Origin of the sequence: Paenibacillus sp. SORGH_AS_0306 (assembly GCF_030819345.1) — a bacterium.
In the GTDB taxonomy this organism is placed as follows: Bacteria; Bacillota; Bacilli; order Paenibacillales; family Paenibacillaceae; genus Saccharibacillus; species Saccharibacillus kyungheensis.
In genome coordinates this window covers 3,356,726-3,376,272 of record NZ_JAUTBP010000001.1, presented here as the reverse complement: position 1 = coordinate 3,376,272, position 19,547 = coordinate 3,356,726, and the positions used below count along the sequence as shown (strand labels likewise).

At 40.5% G+C, this 19,547-nt stretch carries 16 protein-coding genes; 8 read left to right on the top strand and 8 right to left on the bottom strand.

Annotated elements, in window-relative coordinates; all coding sequences use genetic code 11:
- The first annotated feature begins 3 nt into the window (after nt 1-3).
- From QE450_RS14660 to fba, 7 genes are all read left to right on the top strand, one after another.
- Entirely contained in the window at nt 4-1,419 is a 1,416-nt protein-coding gene (locus QE450_RS14660; protein ID WP_307300106.1) for a GldG family protein, read from the top strand.
- Between the two features lie 18 nt (nt 1,420-1,437).
- Complete coding sequence (locus QE450_RS14655; RefSeq protein ID WP_307300103.1) at nt 1,438-2,424, top strand: DUF4340 domain-containing protein; 987 nt, start codon at nt 1,438-1,440, stop codon at nt 2,422-2,424.
- Nucleotides 2,425-2,699: 275 nt separating this feature from the next.
- Nucleotides 2,700-4,172: a methylmalonate-semialdehyde dehydrogenase gene (gene iolA, locus QE450_RS14650; protein ID WP_307300100.1), complete on the top strand. Its 1,473-nt coding sequence runs from the start codon at nt 2,700-2,702 to the stop codon at nt 4,170-4,172.
- 15 nt (nt 4,173-4,187) lie between these two features.
- Complete coding sequence (iolB, locus tag QE450_RS14645) at nt 4,188-5,003, top strand: 5-deoxy-glucuronate isomerase (protein WP_274171993.1); 816 nt, start codon at nt 4,188-4,190, stop codon at nt 5,001-5,003.
- 48 nt (nt 5,004-5,051) lie between these two features.
- Entirely contained in the window at nt 5,052-6,050 is a 999-nt protein-coding gene (gene iolC / locus QE450_RS14640; protein WP_307300098.1) for a 5-dehydro-2-deoxygluconokinase, read from the top strand.
- A 1-nt stretch (nt 6,051) separates the two neighbouring features.
- Nucleotides 6,052-7,965: a 3D-(3,5/4)-trihydroxycyclohexane-1,2-dione acylhydrolase (decyclizing) gene (gene iolD / locus QE450_RS14635; RefSeq protein WP_307302718.1), complete on the top strand. Its 1,914-nt coding sequence runs from the start codon at nt 6,052-6,054 to the stop codon at nt 7,963-7,965.
- A 112-nt stretch (nt 7,966-8,077) separates the two neighbouring features.
- Nucleotides 8,078-8,944, top strand: a complete 867-nt coding sequence (gene fba, locus QE450_RS14630; protein WP_307300096.1) for a class II fructose-1,6-bisphosphate aldolase — start codon at nt 8,078-8,080, stop codon at nt 8,942-8,944.
- 108 nt (nt 8,945-9,052) lie between these two features.
- Here the strand turns inward: fba and QE450_RS14625 are convergent, their stop codons facing one another.
- The 8 genes from QE450_RS14625 to efeO all read right to left on the bottom strand — a co-directional run bounded on the left by QE450_RS14625 (nt 9,053) and on the right by efeO (nt 17,894).
- On the bottom strand, nt 9,053-9,808 hold the full coding sequence (locus QE450_RS14625) for a DeoR/GlpR family DNA-binding transcription regulator (RefSeq protein WP_307300093.1): 756 nt from the start codon (nt 9,806-9,808) through the stop codon (nt 9,053-9,055).
- A gap of 161 nt (nt 9,809-9,969) precedes the next feature.
- A complete protein-coding gene (gene nagA / locus QE450_RS14620) occupies nt 9,970-11,163 on the bottom strand; it encodes an N-acetylglucosamine-6-phosphate deacetylase (protein WP_307300091.1) in 1,194 nt (397 codons plus the stop codon).
- A complete protein-coding gene (gene nagB / locus QE450_RS14615) occupies nt 11,163-11,891 on the bottom strand; it encodes a glucosamine-6-phosphate deaminase (protein ID WP_273613425.1) in 729 nt (242 codons plus the stop codon). The genes nagA and nagB overlap by 1 nt, the downstream gene beginning before the upstream one ends.
- Nucleotides 11,892-11,893: 2 nt before the next feature.
- Complete coding sequence (locus QE450_RS14610) at nt 11,894-12,754, bottom strand: MurR/RpiR family transcriptional regulator (protein WP_273613424.1); 861 nt, start codon at nt 12,752-12,754, stop codon at nt 11,894-11,896.
- A 177-nt stretch (nt 12,755-12,931) separates the two neighbouring features.
- Nucleotides 12,932-13,501, bottom strand: coding sequence for a histidine phosphatase family protein (locus QE450_RS14605; RefSeq protein WP_307300086.1), 570 nt, complete (start codon nt 13,499-13,501; stop codon nt 12,932-12,934).
- Between the two features lie 147 nt (nt 13,502-13,648).
- Entirely contained in the window at nt 13,649-15,469 is a 1,821-nt protein-coding gene (locus QE450_RS14600; RefSeq protein WP_307300083.1) for an FTR1 family iron permease, read from the bottom strand.
- A gap of 128 nt (nt 15,470-15,597) precedes the next feature.
- Nucleotides 15,598-16,989, bottom strand: coding sequence for an iron uptake transporter deferrochelatase/peroxidase subunit (gene efeB, locus QE450_RS14595; RefSeq protein ID WP_307300080.1), 1,392 nt, complete (start codon nt 16,987-16,989; stop codon nt 15,598-15,600).
- A gap of 5 nt (nt 16,990-16,994) precedes the next feature.
- Nucleotides 16,995-17,894 carry an iron uptake system protein EfeO gene (gene efeO, locus QE450_RS14590; RefSeq protein ID WP_273613420.1) on the bottom strand — a complete coding sequence of 300 codons (900 nt, stop codon included), beginning with the start codon at nt 17,892-17,894 and terminating at the stop codon, nt 16,995-16,997.
- Nucleotides 17,895-18,852: 958 nt separating this feature from the next.
- Here efeO and pgmB point away from each other — a divergent pair.
- Nucleotides 18,853-19,491, top strand: a complete 639-nt coding sequence (pgmB, locus tag QE450_RS14585; protein ID WP_273613419.1) for a beta-phosphoglucomutase — start codon at nt 18,853-18,855, stop codon at nt 19,489-19,491.
- Nucleotides 19,492-19,547: the final 56 nt, after the last annotated feature.

Below are 19,547 nucleotides of genomic sequence, written 5' to 3'. Positions count from 1 at the left end.
ACAATGAAAAAATGGATACAAGGCACAAATGCAGTCGTATTTTCGGTAGCCGTTATTGGTATTTTTATTATTTTGACGTTATTTCTTAATTCGATCGGAACATTTCAAGTCGATTTAACCAAAAACAAACAATATACATTATCCGATCAGACGATCACCACCCTTCAAGGATTGGATCAGAATGTTGAAGCTCTTGTCTTTCTAAATTCACAGGATGCAGAAGTATATACCCGCGAAGTGACTGATTTATTAGCAGAATACCATAAAGTAAACAGTAAGCTAGAAGTCAAAACGTATGATCTTCTGACCAATCCGACACTTGCGAAGCAATATGGTGTTACAGAAAGTGCAGTAGTATTGAAAAAAGGAGATACTACCAAAATTGTTCCTGTCTACGATATGTTCGCTGATGGTGCAGGAGCTAGTGATATGAGTGCAGAAAGCGCAGAAGCCAGTGCATCTTATCAATTTAGCGGTGAAGAAAAGTTAACGTCAGGGCTGTTATCGCTATCTTCATCTACCACACACAAAGCGTATTTGCTTAACGGACATAATGAATTTGCAACGACAGATATGAGTACACTGATGAATCATTTAAAAGAAGAACATATTACTGTAAGTGATCTGTCGCTATTGCAAAAAGGATCAATTCCGAAGGACGCTAATCTGCTCATGATTATTGGGCCGCAAAATGATTTGAGCGATGGAGAAACCAAGCTGATTAAGCAGTATTTGAACAATGGTGGCAAGTTATTTTTATCGCTTGGCTTTAATGAAAAAATGAGCAGTAGCTGGAAAAACTTAGACTCTTTGATGAGTATGTATGGTGTCAAAGATACACATGCTGTAGCGGTAGAACCCAAAGACACTTCATTATACGATCCACTTACGATTATTCCAGATTACGGACAACATGAGATTACAGCCAAATTAGCGGCAAATAAAATGTATACGATGATGTCACTGTCGATAGGATTGCAGTTAGAAGCAGTGAAAGGATGGACAACTACGCCATTACTGACTTCTTCAAGTAACAGTTATGGAGAAACGAATCTATCTGGATTACTAGAATCCAAAACAGAGCGTGATACCAAAGACCTTGCAGGGCCATTCGATCTTGGTTTTGCTGTAACAGATGCTAAAGGTGAACCGAAAGCTGTGATTTTGGGCGGATCTACATTTATGATGGATCAGGAAATTGTACAACAAGCGAATTTGGATTTTGCACTGAACAGTATTAATGATCTACTGGGAAATACGAATAAAATTACGATTCGACCGCAAGTGCAAGAGCAATACCAGACCGCTAATTTATCGTTATCTCAAGCGAAAATTATTTTTATTGGAACGGTTATTGTATTTCCTTTGTTATTTGTCATTGTAGGAATTGTACTATGGTGGAGACGACGTAGAGGATAGAAAGGAGTCGTGCAGATCGTGCAACTTCGTAAATGGATGCCAACGATCATCATGGTGGCGATTTTGCTATTAGGTGGAGCCTATGCCTATTCTCAGAACTTTTTTCAAAAAGATCAGACTGCTCTTGTGGAAGCGAAATGGATTACATTTACACCTGCTAACGTGCAACAAATCGAAATGAAATCTTTATCAGATGATACAAAAGCCACTACAATACCATCATCGATCACTTTAGAAAATAAACAAAATCAATGGCAAATGCGTACACCTGCAAGCTATCCGACCAATGCGTATGCAATTACAGATTGGTTGACTACACTGCAAGCAGCAACAGTACATGCTATTGTCGAAAATCAACCGACCGATGTTACCAAATATGGGATAGATACCAAGCAACCTACGATTGTACTTACATCAATAGATGGCAAGCAGGATAGGCTCTATATTGGTAGCAAATTACCAACAGATGGGTATTACTATGCACGCTTAAATGAAGGAGCTATTATTCAATTATCTCAACAGACAGTTACAGACTTATCAGCGACTGTATTTAGTTTCGTGGATACGACTCCATTGGGTTGGGATGATCAATATATGACAGCTTTGAGCTGGACAGGTCAAGATCAGGACAAGCAGTGGACTTTAAAACATAAAGCCAATCTGGAAGATCCAAGTCAAGATCGCTGGACATTTAATGGTCATTCGATTAGTAGTGAACAAGCTTCTAATTTGACCGATAGTATCAAAAATATTCCAACCGATCAACTGCCACAACCGGCTTCTCAGCTATCTTCCAAGTCGCCTGTATTCACTCTTGAGGTTACTCGCAAAGAAGGGAAGCGAACAGTGACCGAGACTTATCAAGGATTCCAGTCTACCGATAACTCTGCTTATATCGAGGTAGTCGATCCTGCTCATCAATGGGCATATCGGTTGCCGTCAGAATCGATCAAGCAAGTGATTCAAGCCGCGCAAGCGATAACTTCGTCATCTGATCACCAATAAGTTCAAAGCTGTATGTCATAGATACACATTAGCAAACTGTGGATAACTAACATCTTTTATAGAGTCGATCCTATACTCTGTAAAAGATGTTTTTATTTTTGCCAAAAAGCAGTATGGTTACATAAAATGATTGACTGTAGGTAAAATTGATAATAATATCTAACTATAAATTAATCAAAACATAATCAAAAAGTGATAAATGAATCAAAATATAACAATGATCTGGATAGTGAAGTTAACTTTTATGATGTGTATTGATTAGAGGAGGAATAGAAATGACAGAAGCACGAGCAGTAGAAAAGTTAAAAAATTATATCAATGGAGAATGGGTAGAAAGCAAAACAACAGTCTACGAAGATGTATATAATCCAGCGACCAAAGAAATTATCGCCAGAGTCCCTCTTTCTACCAAAGAAGATATTGATTATGCCGTTGAAGTCGCACATCAAGCTTTTCAATCTTGGCAAAAAGTAGCTGTTCCCCGTCGTGCTCGAATTCTGTTCAATTTCCAACAATTACTATCTACTCATAAAGAAGAATTAGCTCGTCTTATCACTATCGAAAATGGGAAAAATCTAACAGAAGCGCTTGGAGAAGTGGGGCGTGGGATAGAAAATGTAGAGTTTGCCGCAGGTGCACCTACATTGATGATGGGAGATTCGCTCGCTTCGATCGCAACAGATGTAGAAGCTGTTAATTACCGCTATCCTATCGGTGTAGTCGGTGGCATTGCTCCATTTAACTTTCCTATGATGGTGCCTTGTTGGATGTTCCCGATGGCTATTGCACTGGGAAATACTTTTATTCTCAAACCTTCTGAACGCACACCGCTATTAACGAAACGTATGGTGGAATTATTTACAGAAGCAGGTCTACCCAAAGGAGTATTCAATATCGTATACGGAGCACATGATGTCGTAAATGGTGTATTGGATCATCCGTCTGTGCAAGCTATTTCATTTGTCGGTTCAAAGCCTGTCGGAGAATATGTATTTAAGCGTGGAAGCAATAACCTCAAACGTGTACAAGCATTAACCGGAGCCAAAAATCATACGATTGTATTAAACGATGCTGATCTTGAAGATACGGTAACGAATGTGATTGCATCCGCTTTTGGTTCGGCAGGTGAACGTTGTATGGCTTGTGCCGTAGTTGCTGTTGAAGAAGGCATTGCTGACGCATTTATACAACGGTTAAAAGAAAGAGCAGGCGAGATCACTATCGGTAACGGTCTTGATGATGGAGTGTTTTTGGGGCCTGTTATTCGGGAAGAAAATCAGCAACGTACGATAGGCTATATTGAAAAAGGAATTAGTGAGGGCGCTACATTAGTCTGCGATGGTCGTGAACAGATTTCGAATGAAGGCTATTTTATCGGGCCAACTATTTTTGAAAATGTAACGACAGATATGACCATCTGGAAAGATGAAATCTTTGCTCCGGTATTATCGATTATTCGAGTGAAGCATTTGAAAGAAGCGGTTGAAACGGCTAATCGGTCTGAATTTGCAAATGGAGCGTGTATTTTTACATCCAATGCGTCAGCGATTCGTTATTTCCGCGAACATATAGATGCAGGCATGTTAGGTGTGAATCTGGGTGTACCTGCTCCCATGGCGTTTTTCCCTTTTTCCGGTTGGAAATCTTCATTTTTTGGTACATTGCATGCTAACGGCAAAGACAGCGTAGACTTTTACACGCACAAAAAAGTAGTCACTGCTCGTTATGTGACACCGACGTTTGAATAAGGGAGATGGCACATGATGAGTACATTATTGCGTAAGCCTCAACAACAGCATATTCGTCCGGGTGTCACCCTTTTACATGAAGTTAACGCAGATCATTCACCACTGCATTATGTAGGATTCAAAATGATCGACTTGGAACCCGGTGCATTATACGATGAAGTATTAGGTCGAACAGAATGTTGTATTGTAGCAGTGACCGGTACAATCACTGTTAGTGATCATGAACAGACTTTTGCAGGAGTAGGGACACGAACAAGTGTGTTTGAGAAAAAGCCTACAGATAGCGTATATATCTCGAATGATCGTTCTTTTGTAGTGACCGCAGAGACGATAGCTAGAGTAGCATTATGTTATTCACCTTCATCTGTACAACGTCCAACTCGTCTTATTCCAGCTAGTGAAAATAGCGTAGAACATCGCGGTAAATATAATAATCAACGGCTTGTGCATAATATTTTGCCAGATTCTGATCAGACTGTGAATAGTCTATTAGTGGTTGAAGTGATCACAGAAAGTGCCAACTGGTCAAGTTATCCACCACATAAGCATGATGTAGATATGTTGCCTGCTGAATCTTTATTAGAAGAAACGTATTATCATGAAATCGATCCGGCACAAGGATTTGTTTTTCAACGGGTATACACAGATGATCGCTCGATCGATGAGACGATGGCGGTAGAACATCGAAATGTCGTTATCGTTCCTGCTGGATATCATCCTGTAGGTGTACCTGATGGATACACGTCTTATTATCTGAATGTTATGGCAGGGCCCAAGCGCATCTGGAAATTCCACAACGATCCTGATCACGAATGGATATTGCAACGTTAAGCAGATTATCAAATCGAAAATTGTGAAGGAAACGGAGTGGAAGTACAGATGAAATTCGAATTAAAAAGTGACCGTGTATTCGATATGATTGCGATCGGAAGAGCATGTATTGATCTGAATGCTACTGAATATAATCGTCCTATGGAAGAAACGATGACCTTTACCAAATATGTAGGCGGATCGCCTGTTAATATCGCGATTGGCAGTTCCAAATTAGGGCTCAAAACAGGGTTTATCGGTAAGCTTGCAGATGACCAACATGGGCGCTTTATTTCAAGTTATATTCAGAATCTAGGTATTGATATTACAGGAGTCGTAATTGATCAGGCAGGTCACAAAACAGGGCTTGCTTTTACCGAGATCAAAAGCCCTGAAGAATGCAGTATTCTGATGTACCGCGAAAATGTAGCAGATCTCTATCTGGAGCCAGATGAAGTAAGCGAAGATTATATTAAACAAGCAAGCGTTCTACTGGTATCAGGCACTGCCTTATCTCAAAGCCCCTCACGAGAAGCTATCCTCAAAGCAGTCAGCCTCGCTCGCAAGCATCAGGTGAAAGTGATTTTTGAATTGGATTATCGTCCGTATACATGGACATCCAAAGAACAAACCTCGATCTACTATACACTGGTTGCAGAACAAGCAGATATTGTCATCGGTACACGAGATGAATTTGATATTTTGGAAAATCGTATAGGAGAAAATGAGCAGACAATCGCTTATTTATTCCAGCATACCCCTCAATTGATTGTGATCAAGCATGGAATCGAAGGATCATACGCGTATACAAAGTCAGGCGATGTTTTTCAAAGCAAAGCATATATGACTAAAGTGTTAAAAACATTTGGTGCTGGCGATTCATATGCTTCTGCTTTTTTGTATGCTTTATTTGCAGGTAAAGATATTGCTACAGCGCTCAAATACGGTAGCGCTTCTGCTTCGATCGTGGTTAGCAAGCATAGTTCTTCTGAAGCGATGCCTACAGTAAGTCAGATTGAGCAATTGATTGCAGCAGATGAGACAGAGGCACAATACAGATCGAGGTGAAATAATGCAAACGATTCGGCTTACAACAGCACAAGCATTAATTCGTTTTTTGAATGCGCAATATATCCATATAGATGGGAACGAATTTCCTTTTGTAGAAGGGATATTTACCATTTTTGGACATGGCAATGTACTTGGGATCGGTCAAGCATTAGAACAAGAATCCGGTCATCTCAAAGTGATACAAGGCAAAAATGAACAGGGGATGGCTCATGCGGCGATTGCCTACAGTAAGCAAATGCTACGCCAAAAAATATATGCAGTCACTACTTCTGTAGGACCAGGAGCCGCCAATCTAGCAGCGGCGGCAGGAACAGCACTTGCTAATCAGATTCCGGTACTTTTTCTACCGGGAGATACATTTGCTACCCGCCAGCCTGATCCGGTGCTTCAACAGATCGAGCAAGAATACAGTGCCGCAGTGACAACCAATGATGCTTTAAAACCGTTATCACGCTATTGGGATCGTATTACTCGCCCGGAACAATTGATGTCTAGTTTACTGCGAGCTTTTGAAGTGATGACCGATCCTGCCAAAGCAGGGCCTGTAACGATCTGTATTGCGCAAGATGTAGAAGGGGAAGCTTATGATTATGATGAGACCTTTTTTGCTCGTCGTGTACATTATGTAGATCGCAAATTGCCAACCACACGTGAATTAACAGGAGCAGCAGCATTGATCAAAGCAAGTCGCCATCCGGTTATTCTTGTCGGTGGTGGAGCTAAATACTCACAAGCAGGCGATATAGTAAAAAGATTATCTGAAAAGCATCATATTCCATTAGTAGAGACACAAGCAGGTAAAGCGACTGTTGAATATATGTTTGCGAACAATCTAGGTGGGGTAGGAGTTACCGGTACATTAGCGGCTAACAAAATAGCTCGACAAGCGGATCTGATTATTGGCATCGGTACACGCTATACTGACTTTGCAACCTCTTCCAAAACGGCATTTGATTTTGAACATGGTCAATTTTTAAATATTAATGTTAGTCGTTCTCAAGCGTACAAATTAGATGCTTTTCAAGTAGTGGCGGATGCAAAAGTAACATTGGAACAACTGGCTCCGCTGTTGGAAGGGTATACCAGTGAATTTGGCAATCAGATACAGGGGCTCAAAGTAGAGTGGGATCAAGAGCGAGAACGATTAAGTCAGATTACATTTAACCGTACAGACTTTACGCCAGAAGTGGATAATCAATTTGATCAAGCGGCACTTAATGAATATGCAGACGCACTTCAGACCGAGTTGCCACAGACTACGGCTTTGATCGCTATGAATGAATCTATACCAGCAGATAGTATTATTGTTGGCTCAGCAGGATCGTTACCAGGTGATCTGCAACGGATTTGGAATTCGAGCATTACCAATACGTATCATCTGGAATATGGATATTCTTGTATGGGTTATGAAGTATCCGGTGCGCTTGGTGTTAAGTTAGCCGCTCCTGATCAAGAAGTATATTCGATTGTGGGTGATGGAAGTTTTTTAATGTTACATTCCGAGTTGGTTACTGCTATTCAATATCATCATAAGATCAATATTATTCTTTTTGATAATGCAGGCTTTGGTTGTATTAACAATCTACAGATGGAGAACGGTGGAGGAAGCTATTTGTGCGAATTCCGTACGCCAGACAACCGTATATTAAATATTGATTACGCCAAAATAGCCGAAGCCTATGGAGCCAAATCGTACAAAGTGAAAAATATCAAGCAATTGCAAGATGCTCTGGCAGATGCACAGCAACAGGCATCTTCTACATTGATTGAGATCAAAGTATTACCGAAAACGATGACTCATGGATATGAGAGCTGGTGGAATGTAGGAGTAGCCGAAGTATCTGATCACGAAAGTATTCAGCGTGTTTTTGCGGCGCAACAAGAAAAGTTAAAAACAGCTAAACAGTATTAATATTTTTCTTTAACTATCTTTTAATGATCTACGGATAGCAAGCTAGATTTGAAGTTAAATCACAACAAGATATGCTCTTCTAAATGCAAAATGATCATAAGGAGAGATGAAGTTGAGAACCGTATCTATGAAACAGATGTTACTTCAAGCGCAAGCAGATGGATATGCAGTAGGGCAATATAATATTAACGGTGTGCAATGGGTACAAGCTATTCTCAAAGCTGCTCAAGCAGAGCAAGCGCCTGTTATTTTGGCGGCTTCTGATCGACTAGTGTCATTTCTGGGAGGATATGCTTTAATAGCAGCGATTGTCGATAAGTCGATACAAGAATTATCGATTACTGTACCGGTGGCTTTACATTTAGATCATGGAATGAGTGTAGACCACTGCAAGCAAGCTATTGATAATGGATTCAGTTCAGTAATGATTGATGGTTCACATTATCCTATTGAACAGAATATAGCGATGACACTAGAAGTCGTAGAATATGCTAGCTCTTTTGTTGTATCGGTTGAAGCGGAAGTTGGCACTGTTGGTGGGATGGAAGATGGATTGATCGGAGGTATCCAATACGCAGATCCGCTTGAATGTGATCGACTGGTCAAAGAAACAGGAATAGATGCACTAGCCGCTGCTCTTGGTTCTGTACATGGTCCTTATCAAGGAGAACCTGTACTTGGATTCGCTGAAATGAAACATATTGCCGACCTCACAGGTGTACCATTAGTGTTACATGGAGGTTCAGGTATTCCAGCGCATCAGATTCGGCAAGCAATCGAATTAGGGCATGCCAAAATTAACGTTAATACCGAATGTATTCAGGCATGGGCATCAGCTGTACGTACAGTGCTGAACCAGAATCCTCAACTTTACGATCCTAGTCACATTCTTACACCGGGTACAGAAGCTGTCCAACAAGTAGTTCAAAATAAAATGCAAGAGTTTGGTACCAGTGGTCAGGCGATGCACACAGTATAGCAGATACTTATAAATGATCCAATCAGCAGAACAAATAATATTTTATACCAAAAAGACAATTCTTTCTCTAATCATAACTTAGAAAAAGAATTGTCTTTTTTGGATCGTTTATTTACAAATATATAATTCAATCTGATGCTCCCGACAGAACGAATGATATTCATCAGATAAGGTGCCAGAAGTAATTAGCACATCGACCTCTTGCAAAGGAGCATATGTAAGCTGAGTAGACTTGCCGAATTTGGAAGCATCCGCAAGTAAATAGACAGCCTGTGCTTTTTCAGCTATTCGCTTTTTTATTTCATACTCCAAAATATCTGAATTCGTCAAACCATGCGCAATAGATACTCCAGTTGCCGCCATAAAAGCTTTACTAATATTGTACTTATCTAAAATATGTAGATCATCAATACTGACAAACGATTTGGTTTTGCGTTTGTAGCGATTACCAATCGTAATCAATGTAATATTTTCAAAAGCAACAGCCGCATTGATCACATCCAGACTATTGGTCAAAATGGTTAACTGTTGAGAGGAAGGAAGAAATTCAACAATATTACGTGTAGTTGTACCGGAGTCGATAAAAATTAAATCTTGATCTTGTACTAATGCCGCTGCTTGTTTGCCGATTTTTACTTTTTCGGGATGATTGGTATGATCACGATTTTCAAAAGGGATCAAAGCAGGAGTGATGGATGTAACACCGCCGTATACTTTTTGAATCGTTCCTTTTTCTAAAATCTGATTTACATCACGACGTACTGTATTTTTAGAAACGTTAAAATATTCACAAAGTTCATCTAAAGAGACGGTACCTACTGAATGGATATAATCTTCCAGATGTTGTAGACGTTTTTCTTTCATGAAAGTAAACTCCTGTCTCATTAAAAATGGTACTCAGAATATAACATATGACCAAAAGTTAATCAATAGTTTATCTTCAAATAATAATTTGAGTATAAATACAACTAAAAAAGCAAGTTCTCTAGTAATTATATCTGGAGAACTTGCTTATCTATTGCATATTAACGGTAAGATTTGAGCAGTCCTTTGATAAAAATATGCTGTAATTCCATTTCTGGATTCAGCACCAGTATATCAGCACGTTTGCCAATATCTAGACTACCTGTCTGTTCATACAAGCCTAGTTCACGAGCAGGATTACCACTTGCGGCAGCAGAAGCTTGCATAATCGATAGACCTGCTTGCTGGATCAAAAAGCGGAAACCTTCGATCATTGTTAAGCGGCTACCCGCCAGTGTTCCACTATCATCCGGTAATGTCGCTATTCCATTGATCACATTTACAGGTTGATCGCCAAGCATATACTGACCATCTCCAAGTCCAGCCGCAGACATCGCATCGGTAATCAGAATAAGATTATGAGCTTGCTTCAACTGTGCTAGCAAAGCAACCGCCGCAGGATGAACATGAATGCCATCGGCTATCACTTCAGCATGAATAGCAGGAGTACTTAGTACAGCACCAGCGACTCCTGGTTTGCGATGATGCAGTGGAGTCATCGCATTAAAGGTATGAACTGCGTGATTAAGCCCCATTTCTACAGCCGCCATAACCTCTTCATAAGAAGCATCTGTATGTCCGGCAGCGGCTGTAATTCCATGCTCACGTAACCATGAGATCAAGTCCAAAGCACCTTCCCGCTCAGGAGCGAGAGTAAGTTGCTTGATCAGCCCGGGATAACGTGCCTCCCATTGTTCTAACCATTCGATATTCGGTAATACGATATGTTCTGGATTTTGAGCACCCGGCCACTTCGGACTGATAAATGGGCCTTCCAGATGAACACCTTCGACTTGAGCACCTGGCATTTGTCCATGATGCATATAATTGTAGACCTGTTCTAATACATGATCTATATCCGCATGAGGTGCTGTCATCGTCGTAGCTAGAATAGCAGTTGTTCCTTGACTGGCATGAAAAGTAGTAATCGTGTCCAATACTTGTGGATCAGCATCCATAAAGTCTGCACCCATTCCACCATGCACATGAATATCAATAAAGCCAGGAATCACCAAGCCACCTTGAGCATCGTATGTAGTCTGGTGTTGCCATATAGGAGCATTGGCTGTTGAACCTACATACGTAATCATTTGATCTTGTACTTGCACAGTTCCATTTTCAATAATATGTGTAGGTGTTACCACACGCCCATGAATAATTTGAAATGAATGAGTTATGTCTGTTGAGATCGGCATTACTGAAACAACCTCCCGGCTTCAGCATCCAGCAACACCGTAACATTGGAATGCAATTGTAACAGTGAAGCAGGGCATTGGGTTGTAATCGGACCTGTAACTGCGCGATGAATAATTTCGGCTTTGTCTGCACCACGTACCAGCAATAGTATTTGACGGGCTTTCATAATACTACCGACACCCATCGTAATCGCTTGTGCAGGAACTTCGTCGATCGAATCAAAATAACGAGAATTAGCTTCTCGCGTCTGTTCTAATAAAGTCACGACATGAGTAGCAGGATTCAAGCTATCATCAGGTTCATTGAATCCAATATGACCATTATGTCCAATACCTAGCACTTGTAGATCAATAACGGCTTCAGACAACATTTCATCATACAGACGACATTCAGCATCCAGATCAGTCGCTTGTCCATCTGGTACATGTGTATTTTCAAGATTAATATCAATATGGTTAAATAAATGCTCATTCATAAATGTACGATAAGAAGCAGGATGATCGGTAGGCAGACCTGCATATTCATCCAGATTGTAGCTTTTTACTTTGGCAAAACTAACTAATCCTTGCTTATGAATCTGAATCAATTCACGATACAATCCTACAGGTGTGCCTCCTGTAGCAAGCCCTAATACTGCACGAGGAGAAGTCTGTACCAGACTAGCGACAATATGAGCAGCTACTTTGTGAAAATCTTCTTCATGAGTCACTTTAATTACATTAGCCATTATTAAAAACCTCCTGAGTCTTTACGATAGCGTTGCACATTTTTATAAGATAGTTCCAACTTAGCAACAGAATCATTAAATTGAGCGCTGATCATACCGGTAAACAAAATATCAATAATATGAAGCTGAGCGATTCGTGAAGCCATATCCCCGCGGCGTACTCCTTGTTCAAGAGACGAAGAGAATAATGCAATATCCGCCATCGAAGCTAACTTATTGTTGCTGTATTGAGTAAGTGATAATACAGTGGCTCCATTATCTTTGGCACAAGAAAGAGCATCAATCGTTTCTTTCGTTTCCCCGGAATAAGAGATCGCTAGAGCTACATCTTCTGAAGAAAGGGTAGAAGCAGAAGTGATCTGCATATGAGAATCAGAGAACGATGTGCTATTTTTACCGATCCGAATTAATTTCTGATAAAAGTCTTGTGCTACGATCGACGAAGTTGCAATACCGTACAGATCTATACGACGCGCACGGGTAAGATAACCGATAGCTTGTTCAAGCTTAGGTAGATCCAGAAGACGGGTTGTATCATTAATCGATGTAATATGATTGGTTTCTATCGCTTTGACAATCTCTGCTAGCGGATTACCTGCAATAATATCTTGATATGAACTTGGAATCGATTGTTGTGCTAATTCACTAGCCAACTTCATTTTAAAATCAGGAAATCCTTCGAAATGGAACGTTTTGCAAAACCGAGTAACTGTAGCAGGACTAATACCACATTGAGTAGCTAGTTGTGTAATCCCCATACGGATCACAGTAGAAGGTTGTTGTAAAATATAATGAGCCAGTCGGCGCTCTTGAGGAGATAAACTTTCGATGCGTTGCTCCAACATATGCAAAATAGGAGACAAGTTTAATCCTCCTTAATGAAAATTATTTTTATTTTTTAATTATATATAGAGAAAATTATTTTCTTTCACCATTATCTTAAAGCACCCTAAACAAGATTGCAACCTATAAATATTCTTTTTGGAGCAACGTTATTCACAGTGTAGATCATACTTCATAAAGGGCATGATTTAGCACGCTTATATATGTAATACATAAGATTGAGATTCTTGTAAAAAATGATGACGGGTGACTGATTCCCCGAAATAGGAGCGGTAAGCATTGATTGTTCCGTCATGCGTGACAATATAGATTCTAGGTTGGTCTTGTTGGCGACACCATGTGATAAACTGATCTGCAACTGTGCTGAATTCTTGCTCACTGATTGTATTTATTCCGTCTGTCCATATGTGCTGTGAGGATTCCGCAATACGAACCGAAGGATAATCTGATCTTATTTGGTGCAAAGGTAGTATTTGATCACAACTATAAGCCTGATCTGGTGCTAATAAAGGAAACATTCGCGGACCGACAAATGGATGAACGATCAGCGTACAAGATATATTTTGTGACCAGATCAGAGAAGTTTGAATCGTGCGTCGAGTAGGGCTTATAACTATCGTATCATCTGTATGTAAAGGGAATGTGTATGCTAATTGCTGTGCTTGTTGTTTTCCTTTTTCAGTTAAAGAGGGATGGTGTATATGTAGGCTTTCTGGTGGAGATAAGGTATGTTCGCCCTGACCATGACGTATAAAAATAATTTTCATCGTATTCTCCTTTGGTATGAACAATCATACATAGAATGGATTATATATAGTATGTTAACAAAAAAAGCCTATACCCTTATATAAAAGGATATAGACTCTTTCGATATACTTTATTTTATAATCATGATTGTAGCGGATTATAGCCATTTAAGCTGTCTGTTTACGACTACGATATTCAGGTAAAATCAATCTCCATACCATCCAGATCAGTACGATCATTTGTGGGATAAAGGTCTCCCATGTCGGATACATACCAATCCAACTGATCGAAGGCAATCCAGCAACTGTATGAGCAGGGAATTTACCTGCCACTTGCAACGCATGAATACTTTCCCCCAGAAAACGGAAAACGAGATAATAGATCAATACGGTGGCAGTTAAAAAGAATGGACGAATCGGCAACTTCACACTGAACTTGATAATCAGTACAGCAATCACGATCAGAATTACTAACGCAATCGCTATACCTAAGATCAATTGTGAAAGGGCTATCGCTGGAGCCATTCCAATATAGAAAATAGCAGTCTCTGCACCTTCACGCAAAATAGCGAGTCCAGAAACGATAGCTAACGACCACAGACTACCACGTTCCAAAGCGCCACTGACCTGATTTTCAATATACGTATTCCAGTTTTTTAAATTGGCTTTCTGATGTAACCAGTGCCCTACACTAAGCATCATCACAACAGCGACCAGACCGGTAATACCTTCAATCATTTCGCGAGTACTTCCGCTACTAGACACTTGAGAGAAAGCATACACGAAGATCGCTGCCATCACGCCACTAAGCACCAGTCCAGAAATAGCACCAGACCAGATATAGTTGCCGGCAGTACGACTACCACTACGTTTGGCATAAGCGAGCAAAGCAGCTAAAACCAGAATCGCTTCTAGACCTTCACGTAGTAAAATGATAGCGGCATCCCATGCGGTATAAGATGTTTTGGAAGTTAAAGGTGTTAATTCATCAAGCATCGTCACAATCACTGTATTTGCTTGTGACCATAGGGGAGGATTAGATACCAGATATCCTTGAACTTCAGCCATTTCATTTTCAATAGCTGTATACGTAGAAGCAGAAGAAATCTGTACTTCTCCTTCAACCAACGGCCACATTGAGATGAATTGAGTCATAAGATCAGAGGCTTGGGTCTGATCTTGATTAGTTACAGCAGTCTGTACTTGTTGTAGTAAAGTGACGGCATCACTCAAACGAACCGTACCACTTGCAGGAGCAGTATCCGCAATATCGCCTGCTGCATATTCGTTCAGTAAAGTAATCAATGCTTGAGTGTCTGCTTTGGCTTGTTCTTCACGCGGAGGGTCTGCTTGAAGTGCAACACGAATCATACTCATCTTAACCTCAAGCTGACTATACACTGTGAAATTATCGGCACGAATCGCATTCTCTACATCAGGCCACGAATTAACGATTTGTTTGTAACTGTCTTGAGCAGCTTGCCAATTGTGCTGATCGATATGCTGAATCGTTGTATCCGCTAAAGGCAAAATGACTTTAACTGCTGTGAGTCCCTGCTGAGAAGGCCCGGTACTGCTACTTGTTGCACTGCTTTTGGCTTGACCAGTTTCGGAAAATGTATTGACTGCACGTGCTAATGTCCCTAGAGCAGAGGTAGCTGCTTTGGGATCAGTAGACGATTTGCCAAGAGCTGTTTGAGCATCGGTCAAAGCTGTGTTTACTTCATTGGCTTCAGTTGGAGCCGCTGATGTATCGATAGCTTTCCATGCTGTAGCAAATGTATCTAATTCCTGTTGTGCATCTGTCCACTTTTGTTGCCCGGCATCTACAAGAGCACTACCTACCAGTGGCAACAGTTGATCTACTTCCGCAGAATCATTAGAAGCAGCTTGTGCAGTAGATAGGGCTACACTCCAAGGAGAAGCAGATAAGACTATCAATAGACTCAAGCAAAGCATAAACCTGATCAACAGGGCACTTTTACGCATAGCCTAGAACCCTCTTTTCCATATCAAAATAAATAACGATTAGACTGATTAGACTGTATTTCAAAAATCACTATTGTAAAAAAACATATCTTTATAACGTGTAATAAATAGGCAAATTACTCAAGTCGTCACACCAGTTGGTCGCCGATATAACCGCCTTGCTGTACACCCGGGAAACAAGCGAAAACAGCACTTCCGATATGCTGAATATATTCATTCAACGCATCGATCTGTGCTAACCGTTGTTGCATCGGAATAAATTGGTTTTCGATACTGCGTTGATAACTAATAAAAAACAATCCAGCATCCAATTGTCCGGTAACTTTATCCATCCCGCTTGAATATGAATAAGGACGACGCAAAATCTGCATAGTACCATCTCCGCGAGCGACACGCATATGGGCATTCATTGGAATCACCGGCTTGCCTGAAGTGTCTTTCGCTTCCATATCTCCGCGATCAAATTCATTGTGCGAACCGAGTGGAGCACCACTGACTCGTTCTCGTCCAAATGTATTTTCCTGATCTGCCAGACTGGAACGATCCCATACTTCAATACGCATTCGAATTCGGCGCACGACCATATAACTACCATTGGTCATCCAGCCTGCACCATCTTGTGGTTGCACCCAGACCACTTCATTCATCACTGAGTTGTCTTTGACGCTTGGATTGGCGGTGCCATCTTTGAAGCCCATCAGATTTCTTGGAGTCGCTTGATTGGGATCAGCTGCACTACTGCGCTGGAATCCTTCTTGGCTCCAACGTAACACCGCCGAACCGCGGGCAATTCGAATTAAATTACGCATCGCGTGAAAAGCGACCTGCATATCATCAGCACAGATTTGTACAGCTAGATCTCCGCCACACCATTCGGATTGTAGATTGTCTCCGTTAAAAGCAGGCAGGTCTTTAAAGTTCGCTGGTCTTTTGCCAGATAGTCCAAATCGATGGTCAAATAAAGCAGGGCCTGCACCAAATGTAATTGTAAGGTTGGAAGAAGAAAGCCCTGCCGCTTCACCGGTATCCGCAGGGGGAAGATTCGGATTTTCATTTTGTCCATCTAACAATTCGCCAGCCATAAGTGAAGCACTTGCTTTGGTCCAAGCTTGAAATAGTCGGCGTAAGCCTGCGGCATCATTTAAAGTCACATCAAACGAAGCAAAGCACATAAAGTTCTGACTAGGCGTAACAATACCCGCTTGATGTGTACCATAAAAAGAATGTTGATCCCCGCCATGTGTAATACCAGTTGTTACATTTTCAGCACTACCCGGTGTATCGGACGCAGGTTGTTTGGTGAGACCGGTAGCTTTCATGATACCTAGTGCGCCTGAACTTCCCAAAAGAAGCCCAACACCAGAAGCGCCTGCTAACCGCAACATATCACGACGGCTAACAGGCTTTTTGAATACTCCAGTTTGAGGTTCGTTACTTACTTCTGTAGAAGAAGTTGAATCCACTTCAGATGGAACTGAAGTGGATTTTGGTTGATCTTCGGATGAATTCTTTTTGCTCATTATGATTACACCCCTAAAATAGTACCCATCTGCGACAAAGGTTCAGCCAGTGCATCAAGGTTTTGACTTAATGTACGAATATCTTCTTTAGTCAGTTTGTCATAGGTTACATAACCGCCGTCTTTGGTAGCAAAAGGAGCCAATTCTTTATTTAACGCTTCAAACCGTTCACCGATTTGTTTTTCCAGATCAGCATCTTTTTCAGCCAAACGTGGTTTGAGAATGTCGTAAATTTTTTCTGCACCTTCTACGTTAGCGACAAAATCATACAAGTCCGTATGAGAGTAGCGTTCTTCTTCACCTGTAATTTTGGAAGAAGAGACTTCATTCAGCAGTTCTACGGCTCCAACCACAAGCATACTAGCATCAATGTCAACCGTTTCCACTTTAGCGCGTAACAATTGCGCATCTTGTAGAAGACGATCAGCATATTCGCTCATGCCGTCTGTTGTTTTCTTTTCCCAAAGTGCTTGTTCGATCTTATGGAATCCACGCCAGTCTTTATCATCAACATCGCCTGCACGTGCATCAATATCAGGATCAAGATTTCCCAAAGCTTCTGCAATCGGTTCGATCCGTTCATAATGCATACGAGCTGGAGCATAAAGCGCTTGAGCTTCTTTCAACTTGCCGGCTTTGACTGCTGCTGTAAATTTCTCTGTTTCGGTTACAAATGAATCAATCTCACCGATCGCATATGTACGATACTGTTCGGTCTCATTTTTGAAATCAGCTGTAGAGGCTGTAGTCGATTCGGTAGATGGTGTAGCAGTTGTTGACTCTGTGGTAGTTGCTTCTGTTGTTGCTGGAGCTGCTGTTGTATTAGTAGGCGCTTGATTACCACAAGCGGTAAACAGTACAGAAGATAAAAGAATTGTTGCTGGTAATGTTACACGTGCTTTCATAAAATGACACTCCTTAATAATGATAATCGTTCTCAATTATTAATCTATCATAATGGTGAACGATAAGAGCGTCAATCTTTATTTTTATGTAAATGGATACAAGGGGGATTGAAAATAAGATGAGGGTTGGGGGAGTGGAAAAGGTTGTGAGGGAATATCGCTCTGGTAAAGGATCATTCATACGATCGCTGTTAAGATCGGATATATTGTATTCTGTTTTCAACAGATTATATCCGATCTTAAAGGCGAACGCTTCGCTTCTGCTGAACGATTCCTTTACCTCCGCTGGGTTCGGTGCGCACCTTTGCCAGGTGTTTAGGTAGGGTGCTTATTTTCAATCAGGGGGGAGGTAGAAAAGGGGATAAGGGAATAAAATATAGTATATTTTATTTTGAATGGGTGAAGGATGAATAGATAGAACATATATGGTGAAAGAAAGCTATTTTTGGTCTTAGGAGTTGCTAATATTTCTGATGAGCTTAAATTGATAGATCAAATACGATAGAATACGATCAAAATTTATTTGCTTTTAAAATAGATTAATGGAATCTTATTGCTTAATTTTATAAGGAAAATTAAGCTTGCTGGCATATGCCAAACTAAGAAATGATATACAACCATAATGTAGATAAACACCTCTAGCGGAGCAAACGGAATCGTTCTGGAGAAGCGGAGCGTTCGCCTTTAAGAATAGATATCCTCTGCGCAAGCAGATTTCAAAGATATCTATTCTTAACAGCGATCAGAAGAATGATCCGTTTGTGTAGCGATATTACCTTTACCAGCCTCCCGTATCTGAGATTGACGTCACACGGAAGTATCCATTTTCCCAATTCATCTGCAAATATAATTTACCGTTCTTTGTCTAGTATTCGTGTTTCGTGTTTAATAAAGAACATACTTAGTTTTGCTAATCAAACATTATCAAGCATTGAACATACCCGAGGAGGAAATAATTATGACGATTAAAGCAGTTATTTTTGATTTAGATGGAGTTATTGTATCGACGGATCAGTATCATTTTGAAGCTTGGAGTAAAATTAGTGAAGAAGAAGGTATCCCTTTTAACGAAACGATCAATCATCAGTTGCGCGGAGTGAGCCGGATGGAGAGTCTGGATATTATTTTGCAACGTGCGACCAAAACGTATACAGACAAAGAAAAATTAGCATTAGCAGAGAAAAAGAATGAGTATTATCGCCAATCGTTACACCATTTAAGCCCTAGTGATCTATTACCAGGGGTTGAACATACATTGAAAGAATTGAAAAAAAATAAAATCAAAATTGCTATCGGTTCTTCTAGCAAAAATACGCCAACAATTTTGAAGCAGATAGGTCTGGATAAAGAATTTGATGCGATTGCAGACGGTAATGATATTACGCGCAGTAAGCCTGATCCTGAAGTGTTTTTATTAGCAGCAACTCGCTTGGATATTGCTCCAGAAGAATGTCTGGTTGTAGAAGATGCACTAGCAGGTGTAGAAGCAGCGATAGCTGGCAAAATGAATGTTGCGGCTGTAGGAGAGTCTTTGCGTAGTTCTGATGCAGACTACTATTTGGAAACGGTCGATGAATTACTTGAATTAGTATTATAACTTGAACACCCTTCAAAACATGCTATGATGAATATATCTTAAATTCATTCTGGGAT

Bases quoted from the DNA above. Each gene is read 5' to 3' on its own strand.
- pgmB (WP_273613419.1), top strand. From the start codon at position 18,853: ATGACGATTAAAGCAGTTATTTTTGATTTAGATGGAGTTATTGTATCG.
- iolA (WP_307300100.1), top strand. From the start codon at position 2,700: ATGACAGAAGCACGAGCAGTAGAAAAGTTAAAAAATTATATCAATGGA.
- nagA (WP_307300091.1), bottom strand. From the start codon at position 11,163: ATGCCGATCTCAACAGACATAACTCATTCATTTCAAATTATTCATGGG.
- efeO (WP_273613420.1), bottom strand. From the start codon at position 17,894: ATGAAAGCACGTGTAACATTACCAGCAACAATTCTTTTATCTTCTGTA.
- efeB (WP_307300080.1), bottom strand. From the start codon at position 16,989: ATGAGCAAAAAGAATTCATCCGAAGATCAACCAAAATCCACTTCAGTT.
- iolC (WP_307300098.1), top strand. From the start codon at position 5,052: ATGAAATTCGAATTAAAAAGTGACCGTGTATTCGATATGATTGCGATC.
- iolB (WP_274171993.1), top strand. From the start codon at position 4,188: ATGAGTACATTATTGCGTAAGCCTCAACAACAGCATATTCGTCCGGGT.
- QE450_RS14660 (WP_307300106.1), top strand. From the start codon at position 4: ATGAAAAAATGGATACAAGGCACAAATGCAGTCGTATTTTCGGTAGCC.
- QE450_RS14605 (WP_307300086.1), bottom strand. From the start codon at position 13,501: ATGAAAATTATTTTTATACGTCATGGTCAGGGCGAACATACCTTATCT.
- nagB (WP_273613425.1), bottom strand. From the start codon at position 11,891: ATGGCTAATGTAATTAAAGTGACTCATGAAGAAGATTTTCACAAAGTA.
- QE450_RS14600 (WP_307300083.1), bottom strand. From the start codon at position 15,469: ATGCGTAAAAGTGCCCTGTTGATCAGGTTTATGCTTTGCTTGAGTCTA.
- QE450_RS14625 (WP_307300093.1), bottom strand. From the start codon at position 9,808: ATGAAAGAAAAACGTCTACAACATCTGGAAGATTATATCCATTCAGTA.